The 12,419-nt window shown below is 75.1% G+C and carries 7 protein-coding genes; 5 read left to right on the top strand and 2 right to left on the bottom strand.

What is annotated here, in order from left to right; translation table 11 throughout:
• Positions 1-448: 448 nt before the first annotated feature.
• The 4 genes from ACPYO4_RS11255 (at position 449) to ACPYO4_RS11270 (ending at position 8,911) form a co-directional block, all read left to right on the top strand.
• The gene (locus ACPYO4_RS11255) at positions 449-3,118 is read left to right on the top strand and encodes a LuxR C-terminal-related transcriptional regulator (protein WP_425709329.1); all 2,670 of its coding nucleotides are present in this window, start codon (positions 449-451) and stop codon (positions 3,116-3,118) included.
• Positions 3,115-5,793 carry a LuxR C-terminal-related transcriptional regulator gene (locus tag ACPYO4_RS11260; protein ID WP_425709330.1) on the top strand — a complete coding sequence of 893 codons (2,679 nt, stop codon included), beginning with the start codon at positions 3,115-3,117 and terminating at the stop codon, positions 5,791-5,793. Before ACPYO4_RS11255 ends, ACPYO4_RS11260 begins: the two co-directional genes overlap by 4 nt.
• Positions 5,794-5,985: 192 nt before the next feature.
• Positions 5,986-7,641 carry a sugar transferase gene (locus tag ACPYO4_RS11265; RefSeq protein ID WP_425709331.1) on the top strand — a complete coding sequence of 552 codons (1,656 nt, stop codon included), beginning with the start codon at positions 5,986-5,988 and terminating at the stop codon, positions 7,639-7,641.
• 64 nt (positions 7,642-7,705) lie between these two features.
• The gene (locus ACPYO4_RS11270; protein WP_425709332.1) at positions 7,706-8,911 is read left to right on the top strand and encodes a DegT/DnrJ/EryC1/StrS family aminotransferase; all 1,206 of its coding nucleotides are present in this window, start codon (positions 7,706-7,708) and stop codon (positions 8,909-8,911) included.
• A 30-nt stretch (positions 8,912-8,941) separates the two neighbouring features.
• On the opposite strand, the gene ACPYO4_RS11275 is transcribed toward ACPYO4_RS11270, so the two are convergent.
• Positions 8,942-10,123 carry a hypothetical protein gene (locus ACPYO4_RS11275; RefSeq protein ID WP_425709333.1) on the bottom strand — a complete coding sequence of 394 codons (1,182 nt, stop codon included), beginning with the start codon at positions 10,121-10,123 and terminating at the stop codon, positions 8,942-8,944.
• A gap of 58 nt (positions 10,124-10,181) precedes the next feature.
• Here ACPYO4_RS11275 and ACPYO4_RS11280 point away from each other — a divergent pair, with 58 nt between their 5' ends.
• On the top strand, positions 10,182-11,036 hold the full coding sequence (locus ACPYO4_RS11280) for a glycosyltransferase (protein ID WP_425709334.1): 855 nt from the start codon (positions 10,182-10,184) through the stop codon (positions 11,034-11,036).
• Here ACPYO4_RS11280 and ACPYO4_RS11285 read toward each other — a convergent pair.
• Positions 11,033-12,418, bottom strand: coding sequence for an O-antigen ligase family protein (locus ACPYO4_RS11285; protein WP_425709335.1), 1,386 nt, complete (start codon positions 12,416-12,418; stop codon positions 11,033-11,035). The two genes, ACPYO4_RS11280 and ACPYO4_RS11285, sit on opposite strands and share 4 nt — an antisense overlap.
• Between the last annotated feature and the right edge of the window lies 1 nt (position 12,419).

Raw genomic sequence — 12,419 nt, forward strand, 5'->3', positions numbered from 1 at the left:
ACGGACGCCGTCGGTGGTCACCGACGGTCAATGTCGCGTTGACACCGGTGGGTCTCGGAGGTTTCCTGTCGATGGCACCTCCGGCTGGTCGGAGTGGTCCGAGGACGATCGTCAGGCTGTCGACGACGACGCTCCCGGCGCCCGCCGTCCCGACGGACGGCGGAGCGACCGGGCGCCCGGCGGGAGCCCCCGGACCGCGAGCTTCCGACCCGTCGGAGGGCAGGATCGTCGGGTTCGGCGGTGGGCGTCCCTCGGGGGCTCGCACCGACCGGTCGTGCCGATGCTGCCGGCCGCGGACTCCCCCACCGCGGGTGCGTGCCTCCCCTCGGAGACGCAAGGAGCACATCGACATGAAGCTTTCATTCCTCCTCGCCCCTGACGTGCCGCCTCTGTCGCAGACCCTGCGGCGGATCGCGAGCCTGACACGTCGGCCGAGAGGCGAGGAGTCATGCCGCTCGCACATGCATGGCTGAATCCTGACTCGGACGGCATCTGGAGCGACGACCCGCGATCCGCGGTGGACGAGGTCCTGCGCGCGGTGCAGGTCGAGCGCGTCGGCGCGGTGCTCGTCGGCACGCCGGAGGACCGTCGGGCGGTGACGCAGGCGGCCGTCGACGAGCTGCGCGCCGAGCGCCCGGTCCATCACCTGCACGGCAGCGCGTTCGTCGCCGACCTGCCGTACGGGGCGCTGTCGATCCTCCAGGCGCGCTCGGGCGTGGGTCCGGAACCGACCTGGTACCGCATGGCCAAGGTGCTCGGCGAGTACCTGGCACCGGTCGGCGAGGAGCCGGCCGTGGTCATCCTCTCCCAGCCCCGCGAGATGGACCCGAGCTCCGTGACGGTGCTCGCTCAGCTGGCGCACCAGCGTCGGGTGGTCCTCCTGGTGCAGTGCGACCGGATGATCGACGTGCCGCCCGACCTCGCGGTCCTCGCGCGCTCGGGCGACCTCGCTCAGGTCGCCGTGCGTCCGCTCACGCCCGCCGGGACGCGGGCGCTGCTCGTGGACCACCTCGGCGGGGAGGTCTCGCGCGTGGCGGCGACCGTGCTGTGGCGCTACGGCGGGGGACATCTCGGCCGGCTGCGCAGCATCGCCGACGACTGCGTCGGGTCCGGCAGGCTCCGGGAGGTCGACGGTCGCTGGGTGCTGACCGACGGTCCGCTCCACGGCGGACGGGGCGTGCCCGGCGAGGACGTCGTCCTCAGGCGGATGCCCGACGAGCGCCGTGCGCTGCTGGAGCTGCTGGCGACGCGCGGCCCGGTCGAGACCGGCGAGCTCATCAGGAACGGTCACGGCTCTGACCTGGACTCGCTGCAGGCGCAGGGCATCGTCACGGTCCGGCGCACGCCCGCCGGGACGGTGGCGGCGGTCGAGCCCGTGTGGCGCGACCGTGTCGTCTCCGCACTGGACCCGGAGAGCAGGTCCCGGCTCGAGCGCGAGGCGTCGGAGCAGGACGGGCCGGCCCGGCTGCTCGAACGGGCCGAGGACCGGCTGGCCTCGGCCGATGCGGCGGGTGCCCTGCGCCTGCTGGACCGGGCACGGGTGCCGGGCCGCCCGCCGGGAGGGGCCGGCACGCCGGAGGGCGCCGGCACGCCGGGGGGAGCCCGCACGCCGGGGTCCGCCGCTGCGGCCGGGCCCGACGACGTGCACGGACACCTGGTCTGGGCCCGGGCGCGGGCGCTCCTGGCCCTCGGGGAGGTCGGCCGCGCGCAGGACGAGGTCGACGCCGCCGCGGACGACGACTCGCCGTGCCTGCTCGTCCTGTCCGCGACGATCGCGGCGCTGGTCGGGGACCGCTCGAGGACCGAGGACCGACTGCGGCGGACCGCGGACCCGCACCCCGGGGTCCGCCTCGATCCCGGTCGCCCGGGCCGCAACCAGGAGTCCGTGCGACTGCGTGGCGAGGCGACCCGCGCCGAGATCCTCTCGCTCACGGACGACCAGGACGGTGCGCGGGCGGCCGCGGCACGGGTCCACGCGGAGCTGTCCACCTACCGTCGCCGCGGGGTCCTCGACAGCGTGATGGGTCCCTACGACCGGGCGGCGATCGCCGCGTCGCTGCTCGAGACCGCGCTGAGGTGCGGCGACCTCGCGACCGCCCGGGGCCTGGCCGACGCGATCCTTCTCGCCCGGCACGGCAACCCCCAGGCGGTCCTCGACGCCGAGCTCGGGCTCGTGGTCCTCGACCTGCTCTCCGGCCGTCCGGACGAGGCCGAGGCGTCGGCCACCGGTCTCGTCGAGCAGGCAGCCGCGGTCCACGACCCGCAGGGCCGGGCGGTGGCCCAGGCCCTGGTCGACTGCTGCCGTTCACTCAACCCGCGCGCGGACCAGGGTCCCGCGCCTCGCCGGCCGGCCGGCCGCGCGACCGAGCCGCCGGACACGCACCGGGCGGTGCCGCTCACCTGGGGCCGGTTCGGCTGGTTCGCCGAGCTCGCGCGCGCGGTGGCGGGTACGCCTGCCCCGGGCGACGACGCCGCGCCCTCCCGTGTCGACGACGTCGCGTCCGCCCGGGTCGACGACGCGCCCGCGCGGCTGGGCCGGCTCGCCGACCGGGCGGGCCACGAGGGTCTCGCCGTGGTCGAGATGTACGCCCTGCTCTCCTCCGCGCTGCTCGGGGACGCCACGGTGGCCGGACGGCTGGGGAGCGCCGTCGCCCGCACCCGGGCGGTGGTGTCCGGTCCCGGCGCCGAGCTCGCCGTGGGGGTCCGCGAGAACGATCCGGGGCGCACCCGCGCCGCCCTGACCGCGATGGCCGCCATCGGGTACCTCGCCTGGAGCTACGGCGCGCCGACGTCGGTGGTCGCCACCCTGCCGGCGGCCGACGCCCGGCGGCTCGCCGAGGTCGTCGCCAGGACCCGCCCGTTTGGCGCCGAGCGCGGCGGGTCCGACGAGCCCGGATGGCTGCGGTCCCTCACGCCGCGCGAGCGCGAGATCGCCGTCATGGTCGTCGACGGGCTGTCGAACGCCTCGATCGCCCGACACCACCGCATCTCGGTCCGGACCGTCGAGGGGCACCTCGGTCAGGTCTACGCCAAGCTGCACGTCCGCGGCCGATGGGGCCTGAGCCGGCTCGCGACGGACCGGCCGGTCCTCGAGGAGGCCGGGGCACAGCGGACATGACGGCACTCGACCACACGCTGTGGGACGCCCACATCGGCGTGCTGCACGAACGGCTGAACGACGTCGACCGGGCCGGCGTCGTCGTCGTCGGCGCGCCCGGGTCCGGGACGACGTCCCTGGTGCAGGTGCTCCTGCGGGACGGGGGCGGACCGACCGCGCTGACCGTGCAGTGCGGTCCCGCGCTCGTGGACGTCCCCTACGGCGCGCTGTCCCCGTACCTCACCGACCTCGAGGTCGTGCAGGGACCGGTCGACGTGCTGGCGGCCGTGCAGCGGCACCTGGACGGGATCGCGTCCCCCGCGCAGGACGGGAGCCGGCTCCGACCCGTCATCGTCGTGGAGGACTGCCAGTTCCTGGACGCGGCCAGCGCGTTCGTCCTCGCGCTCCTGGCCCAGAACCGCGAGGCCGTCCTGCTCGCCACCAGCGTGGGCCTGCGCGGGGAGTCCGGCCTGGGCGCGCTGGTGGACACGGGCCTGCTCGCCGCCGTGACGATGCCCGCCCTGGGGCTCGCGGAGACCAGCGCGCTGTGTGCGTCCGTCGTCGGGGCCCGACCCACCGGCGGCGCGGCCGCGACGATCCTCGGCATGACGGGCGGGATGCCCGGGCTCGTCGTCGCGTTCCTGGCGTCGGCGGACGAGCAGGGCATCCTCGTGGGTGCCGACGGCGAGACCTGGACGAACGGGGGCCCGGACCGGTGGACGCTGCTCCGACCGGCCCCCTCGGTCGACGAACGGCTCGTCGGCGTCGTCGAGGGGATGCAGTCCGAGCTCACCGACCAGCAGCAGACGGCGGTGACCATGCTGGCGCTCGTCGGACGCATGCCGGCCGCCGAGCTGCGCGCGGCGGTGGGGGACCAGGTCCAGGACCTGTGGGACACGCACGTGGTCCGCGGCACCCCCGAGGGGGACGTGGAGCTGAGCGCGGAGCTGTACGGCGAGGTCATGCGCTCGATCACGCCGCCCGGACGGGGTGCCGAGCTCATGGCGCGGCGGCCGGCCTCGGTCGCGGGGCCCCCGCGACGGCAGCCCGCGCGATCCGTGGCCCGGGCCGTCGAGAGCGGGCTGCCCGTGCCCGACGAGGACCGCGTCGCGGCCGGCTACGAGCTCCTCGCGAGCCGGGACCTCGCCACCGCCTGGTTCCTGGCCGCGCGGCCGGCGGACGCCGCGCACGAGGAGAGCGTGGTGCTGCGTGCGGAGGTCATGCTCGCCGCCGGCCGAGCGATGTCCGGTCGGACCGACCTCGTCGAGGTGGCCGACCGCACGCAGGACGTGCACGTGTTGTCCGAGGTGCTGGCCGCGCTGGCGATGGACCGGGCCCAGGAGGGGGCGTCGACGACCCCGTGGGCCGCGCTGAGCGAGGTCTGGCTCGAGCGGCAGGACCGCGCGCTCCGGGCCGGGCGCACGGCGCCCGCCGCGACCGGCTCGCTCGCGGCGTGGTGGTCGGCGCTGGACCGCGTCGACGTCGCCGACGAGTCGGCCCGGCTTCTCGACCTGAGCTCCGCGGTCGCCACGGACCCTGAGGCCCCGACGGTGATGCGTTGCGTCGCGCACTGGGTACGAGGATGCCTGCTCACGCGGGCGGGGCGCCTCGTCGACGCCGCGGACGACGCCGCGCAGGCCGACGCGCTGGTGGCGGGGGACGCACGGGTGTCGGCGCTCCTGGGCGTGCACGCGGTCGTGCACCTGGTGGAGGCGCTGCTGCTCGTCGGGGACGTCGACGGTGCCGCCCGGGTCGTGGCCGACCGGCGCGGCGGGTCGGCGTACCGGAGCCACGCCTGGGCCGGCACCCTGCAGTCCCTCGACGGGTTCGTCGAGCTCGCTCGCGGCCGCGTGCGGCCGGGTGGCCACGTGCTCCGCGACGCGGCGTCGGACCTCGACCAGTGGGACCCGGTCCGCCTCCGGCCCCTGGTCACCGCCCTCGAGGGAGCCTCCGCCGCCCCGCCCGTCGGCGCACCCGCGGGCGGCACGTCGCTCGTGGACCGCGTCCGGGACGCGGGGCCCCACGGTCGGACCGAGCGCCGGCTGCTCGCGTCCGGCGTCGCCGAGGTCGTCGACGACGCCGGGCGGGAGCACGCGCCCGGGAAACCCCCGGCGTGGGCGCGGATCGTCGCTGACGCGGAGGTCGCCGCGCACCCCGCCGTCGCGCTGGAGATCCTGCTCGTCGCGTCCGCCGTCCGGGACCCCGACACCGCGGACGACGAGCTGGTCGCGGCCATCCACCGGGCGGGCCTCCTGCTCGACGGGCCACGGGCCGACCTCGTCGTGCGTGCCCACGACCCGGCGATCGCCGGGGACCCCGTGCGCCTGTCCCAGGTGGCTGAGCAGGCCATGACCGAGGGCTTCCCGGTGGTCGCGGCGGACGCGTGGGCACGCGTGGTCCGGCTCCACGACCGGGCGAACGACCTGCGGCGGCGCGGCGAGGCGTTGCGGCACCTGCACGGGGTCGTCGGAGAGCTCGGCGGGGTGCCCGGCCGGTACGTGCGGTCGGCGCTGGACCTGGGGGCGCTGACGCCCCGGGAGCTCGAGATCGTCCGGCTCACGCTCGAGGGACGTCGGAGCGGCGAGATCGCCAGGACCCTCGTGGTCTCGCCCCGGACCGTGGAGGGGCACCTCTACCGGGCCTTCGCCAAGCTGGGCATCAGCGACCGCACCGAGCTCCGGGACGTCTGGCCCTGACCCGTCCAGGTGGTCGGTGCGCATCGACCACGTGGTTCCACGTGGTCCCCGGGGGGGGCGAGCGAGTACCGCCCACCGATGTACGGGCGACCGGCCGTTCCTAGCGTCGAGGACGGACCGACGGACCCGCCGTCGGAGACCCGGCGCAGCGCCCCCCACGCGCGCCGGTGCTGCCACCCCCCGGAGGCCCCCGTGCACTCGCAGTCGACGACGACCCACGACCGACCGAGGTCGGCGCGCACCGGGACGCTCGGCGCCCTCGGCGCCCGCGTCCTCGAGGTACCCACGCCCGCCACCGTCCCGCACACGGACGCGGGACCCGCGCCCGAGGTCCTGAGCCCGGCCCCTGCGGCCATGAGCCCCCTGCGGCCCGACGTCGCACCGGACCCGCCCGACGTCCACCGCCGCGTCGACTGGTCGCGGCGCTACCGACGACGGGTGCACGCCACCGACCTCGGCGTCATCCTCCTGGCCGTCGCCTGGGGGACGTGGGCATCGGGCGACGTCGCCGCCGGGGCCACGGTCGCCCTCGGAGTCGGGCTCGTCCTGGTCTGGAGCCTGGCCCTGCAGCTGTTCCGCACGCGGTCCCCGCGCCGGATGGCGGTCGGGGCCGAGGAGTACAAGCGCGTCGTCGGTGCGACCGCCGCCACGGCCGGCATCGCCTGCTCGGTCACGGTCCTGCTCGGCGCGGACCTCTCCGCGCACGCGCGCCCGCACCTGACGCTCAGCCTGCCCGTCGGGCTGGCCGCCCTCGTGGTGGGCCGCTGGGTGTGGCGGACGTGGCTGCACCGGCTGCGCCTGCGCGGCGTCGCGCTGTCGGACGTCGTCGTCGTCGGTCAGCCGGCCGACGTGGCGTACGTGACCCGTCAGATCGCCCGCCGCTCCGCCGTCTGCTACCGCGTGGTCGGCGTCGTCCTCGACGTCCCCACCGACCCGCCGGCGGGGCCGGCACCCGAGGACGCCGGGACCGGCGACCCCGACCGGGACGGCCCGCCGGCGCCCCCGACCTTCTACGGCGTCGAGCGCGTCCCGCAGGCGGTGACCGAGCTGGGGGCCGACTCGGTGGTCGTCGCCGGCCCGCTGCGTGCAGGCACGAGCGCCATCCGCACGCTCGGCTGGTCCCTGGAGCGGACCCGGACCGAGCTCGTCCTCGTGTCCTCCCTGGTCAACGTCGCCGGTCCGCGCATCACCATGCGCCCCGTCGAGGGCCTGCCGCTCCTGCACGTGGACCAGCCCCGGTTCGAGGGCGGCCGCCACGTGGTCAAGCGGGGGCTCGACATCCTTGGTGCGGGCGCGGGCCTGCTGATCGCCTCGCCGCTGCTCCTCGCCGTCGCCCTGATGGTCAGGTGGGACTCGCCCGGCGGAGCGTTCTTCTCCCAGACGCGGACCGGCCGGTACGGGCGGCCGTTCCGGATGGGCAAGTTCCGCACCATGGTCGCCACCGCCGAGCAGGACAAGGCGGCGCTCGCGGCCCGGAACGAGGGCGCCGGCCCGCTGTTCAAGCTGAAGGACGACCCCCGGGTCACCCGCGTGGGTGCCGTGCTGCGCCGGCACTCGCTCGACGAGCTCCCGCAGCTGTGGAACGTCCTGCGCGGCGACATGTCGCTCGTCGGCCCCCGCCCCCCGCTGCCGGAGGAGGTGGCCACCTACGAGGGCCACACCGGCCGTCGGCTCTACATCAAGCCGGGCCTCACGGGGCTCTGGCAGATCAACGGCCGGTCGAACCTCGACTGGGAGGAGAGCGTCCGCCTGGACCTTTACTACGTCGAGAACTGGTCGGTCACCGGCGATCTCATGATCATGTGGCGCACCGTCAAGGTCATGGTCAGACCCGACGGCGCGTACTGATGAGCATCTCGGCAGACGGCGTCGGCGGCGACCGTCGGCGCACAGCACAGGGGGAGGGGTTCCGATGGAACAGACGGCGACGACGGTGGACCGGATCGGCGTGACCCGGCCGTGGCTGGGTGCCGAGGAGGTCGCGGCCGTCACCGACGTCCTGGCCTCCAGGTGGCTCGCCCAGGGGCCGCGGACGGCCGACTTCGAGGGCGCGTTCAGCCGGGCGCAGCGCGTGCCGCACGCGGTCGCGACGTCGTCGGGCACCGCGGCCCTGCACCTCGCCCTCACGGTGGCGGACGTGGGACACGGCGACGACGTCGTCGTCCCGTCGTTGTCGTTCATCGCCACCGCGAACGCCCCGACCTACGTGGGGGCCCGGCCGGTCTTCGCCGACGTCGACCCGACGACCGGCAACGTCACCGCGCGGACCGTGGAGGCGGCGCTGACCCCGGCGACGACCGCGGTGATCGTCGCCGACCAGGGCGGCGTCCCGGTCGACCTCGGCCCGCTGCGCGAGCTGTGCGACCGATACTCCCTCGTGCTGGTGGAGGACGCGGCCTGCGGGGCCGGCTCGACCTACGCCGGTGCGCCGGTGGGTGTCGGGGCCGACGTCACCACCTGGTCCTTCCACTCGCGAACGCTCGTCACGACCGGTGAGGGCGGGATGCTCACCACGTCCCATCCCGAGTGGGCGGCGCGGGCGCGCAGGCTGCGCGAGCACGCCATGGACGTCTCGGCCGCCGACCGGCACGCCGGCGTGCCGGCCGCCGACGCGAGCTATGCCGAGGTCGGCTTCAACTACCGCATGACGGACCTGCAGGCCGCCGTCGGTCTCGTCCAGCTCGAGCGCCTGCCGGAGATGGTGCGACGACGCCGGTCCCTGGCGGCCGACTACCGCAGCGTCCTCGACAGCCTGCCGGACCTGCGCTGCGTGGCCGACCCCCCGTACGGGACCACGAACTACCAGTCCTTCTGGGTCGAGGTGCTGCCCGGCTTCCCGATGGGGCGCGACGACCTGCTGGCATGGCTGGCCGCCGACGGCATCTCGGCCCGGCGCGGTGTCATGGCGACGCACCGCGAGCCGGCGTACGCGAGGCGCACGGTCCCCGCGCCCCCTCTGCCGGTCACGGAGCGGCTGACGGACTCGACCGTGGTCCTGCCGATGTTCCACACCATGACCGCGGGCGAGCTCGGGCGGGTGCTCGACAGCGTGGTGGCGGCGGCCAGGTCGGCGGGCCGGTCGTGGTCACCGGACGACCGGACGAACGGCGCGCTCTGATGTTCCGCGTCACGCGGGTCCGGGCCCTGCTCAGGCCGTGCGACCCTCGTTGGAACCCGATGCGGGGCCGGCGCCCGGGGCCGAGGAGGGGCCGGGTGCGGATCTCGAGTCGGCCGGGTACGACCCGGTGTAGGTCGCCGGTACTCCCGACCACAGGGCCGACCAGCGATAGGCCAGGATGTCGTCGAAGGCGGCTCGGTCGAAGGTTCCTGACGTGCTCGCCCGTCGGTAGCTGACCATGGCCACCCGGAGCGCCAGCAGGCTCCGCCGAATTTCGTCGTCCAGCCGGTTCTGCGCAGTGCCGCCGGGGGCGAGCGCGTGAAGATCGTCGTCCAGGTCTCCGGCGAGGAACCGGTCCAGCACGTGTCCTCTCGCCATGACCACCACCCCGACCGGGTAGTAGAAGACCGGGTCCAGGCGGATCCTGCCCAGGTCGATGAGTACGGGGGTCCGGTCGGACCGGATGATCAGGTTCTTCACGTTGGCATCGGTGGCGGAGGGGACGAGCGGCCAGGCGCGCGACCACGCCTCGATCCTGGATGAGGAGAGCAGCTCGGCCACCTCGCCCGGCGGGCTGCCCCGCGCGACGGCGGCCCGCGTCGTCGCGACGGGGTCACGCGAGTCGCCCTCTCCCTCGTGCGTGCCCAGCTCGGCGTACCGGCGCACCAGGTCGCGGACCACCCCGAGCTGATGGTCGGGCTCGAGATCGAGGAAGTGGTCGCCGTGGACGAACTCCTCGACGAGCAGACGGCCGCCGTCCCGCACCTCGAATGCGGGCGTCACCACGTGCGTCTCGAAGCGGCGTCGGAGGCTGACGTAGTCGTCGTCGATCCGGCGCGACCCGTAGGTGCGCGCGACCCGACCGTGCTCGGGCGCCAGGAGCACCAGGCCCCCGTCGTCGGCCGACACGACGATCGAGAAGCTCCCCCCGCGGCCCCGCCCCACCCGGAGGACAAGGGGCGGGAGGAGGCGGTGGGCCGCGTTGACGATCAGCGCGCGCGGCGTGCCGGAGCGTGCGTCGAGCTTGCTCTGTCGCAGGTGACGAGGCAGGACGGCGCGCCAGTGACGCCAGATGCTCTCACCCGCGCGGAGGTAGAGCCCGGGCCGCAGCAGGTGCTCCGCGGTCCGGGCCAGCTCACGGGTCCGTCGCCGCGCGCCGCGCGTACGAGAGAGCCGTTCCATCCTCGTGGCCCAGCCGGCACGCAGCATCATGGGGGACCCCTTCCTGCGTCTTTGCCCGACGATGGGCAGAGTCTGGCAGCATGGTGACATGAAGGGCCACACCGTCCCGGCCGCCTCGGTGATCGTCCCTGCTCACGACGAGGAACGGTCGATCGGGCGTCTGCTGACCGGGCTGACCGCGTCGGCTGACGGGCGCCGGCTCGAGGTCGTCGTGGTCTGCAACGGGTGCACCGACGCGACGGCGGAGCGGGCGGCTGACTTCCCGGGCGTGACGGTCGTCGAGATCCCGCAGCCGTCGAAGCACCTCGCGATGCGTGCGGGCAGCGAGGTCGCCTCGGTCTACCCCCGCGTCTACGTGGACGCCGACGTCGAGATCGGGGCCGACGCCGTGCTGCGGCTCGCCGACGCGGTACGCACGGGACCGCTCCTGGCGCGCGCCCCCGGGCGGCGCGTCCCGCTGGACGGCGTCGGCCTGCTGGCGCGCTCGTACTACGAGGTCTGGCAGGAGCTGCCCCAGGTGCGCGAGGGGCTCTTCGGACGCGGCGTCATCGCGCTGTCCGAGGAGGGGCACCGGCGATATGCGGAGCTCCCGCCCGCGATGTCGGACGACCTCGTGATCTCCGAGCTCTGCGCCCCGCACGAGCGTGGGGTGGACGAGTCCGTGACGGTGGTCGTCCGGCCGCCGAGAACGGTCCGGGACCTGCTGCGCCGCCGCATCCGGGTGCGCACGGGCAACGCGCAGGCCGACGCCGGTCGGCTCCGGCGCGCCGACTCGCGCACGCGGCCGGCCGAGCTCCTGCGCCTGGTCCGGCGCAGGCCGGCGCTCGCACCCAGGGTGCCGGTCTTCGTGGCCGTCACCGGGCTCGCCGCGTGGCGGGCGCGGGCCGCAGTCCGGCGGGGCGACTTCAACACGTGGTTGCGGGACGAGAGTAGCCGTGCCTAGCGACTCGCGGTCGGGGAGGACATCGCTGCCCGGAACCGCTCCGCGGGCATGGGCAGCGGGTGGCCGCTGGCCACGCCGTGGCGCCAGATCGCCCCGGCGACGCCCGTGAGCACGAACGTCATGACCGTCACCTGCTCGAAGCTGAACAGGTCGAAGAACGTGCCGGAGATGGCGATCGCGACGATCGACGCCAGCACGGCCTGGCCCCGCGAGGAGTACTCCGGGTGGGATGCGCGCCGTACGGCGCCCCGCGCACTCGCCATCGCGAGCAGGAAGAAGGCGATGGTGGCGGCCAGCAGGGGGACGCCCCCCTCGACGAGCGCCATCAGGTACTGGTTGTCGAGGAAGAAGTACTCCTCGGGCCGGAAGGTGCCCAGGCCGTGGCCGAGGACGGGTTGCTCCCTCCACAGCTCGTTGACGAGGGCGTAGTCCTCGGTCCGGCCGGTGATGCTGTCGTCGGTGGACGCGCCCCCGAAGATCGCCACCACGGTTCCGAGCAGCCCCGGCACGGCGGCCCGGAAGACGGCGAGCCCCGCGAGCGCCAGGACGAGCACGGTGAGCCGCTGCCGGTTGTCGAGGCTGACCGCGTAGATCCCGACGGCGAGGATCGCCACCAGTACTCCTGAGCGCGAGACGGACAGCGGGATGCTGACGACGAGGACGGCGACGGCGATCGCCGCGAGCACCCGGGCCTGACGGGTCGCCGCGAACCTGGCCATATGCATGCCGAGCGGCAGGGCGGCCCCGCTGATGACCCCGAGCTCGATCGCGTGGCCGGCGGCACCGCTGATCCGCGTGAACCCCCCTCGTGATCCGCCGCCGCTGGGATCGTCGCTCTGCAGAGGAGGTACCTGCAGCAGCCCGGCCCAGTCGAAGGGCACCACGAACTGGGCGATCGCGATGAGGCCGCCGATGGTCGCCCCCACCAGGAGTCCGGCCAGGAGGAGGTCGGCCCGGCGCGAGTCCGCCAGCGTCGAGATGCCCACGGCGAGGATGGCGAGGGGGAACAGCACCAGCGCGAAGCGCAGCGTCCCGGCCGCCTCCAGCTCGCTGAGGTCCCGGACGAACGCGCCGCCGAGCCCGGCGAGCAGACCGATGATCAGCAGCCAGGTGCCGGCCTCGGCGGGTGCGACCCGCCCGGGTGCCAGGGGGCTCCGACGGGGGCGCCGCGCGATCCAGCCGAGGACGACCATGCTCGCGATCCAGAAGACGAGCAGGCGAGCCGGCCACCCGTTGGACCTGAGCGGTCCGGCCAGGACGAGCGAGCCCGGGATCACCAGCGCGACGACGGGAAGGGCCAGCAGGGCACCCCACGGTCCTTGTGGGCGCCTCTCACGAGACGACCGCCGGGCGGAGGTCGGCGGCTCCTGGTGGACCGTCACG

Origin of the sequence: Georgenia sp. Z1491 (assembly GCF_049856175.1) — a bacterium.
Lineage (GTDB): Bacteria > Actinomycetota > Actinomycetes > Actinomycetales > Actinomycetaceae > JB111.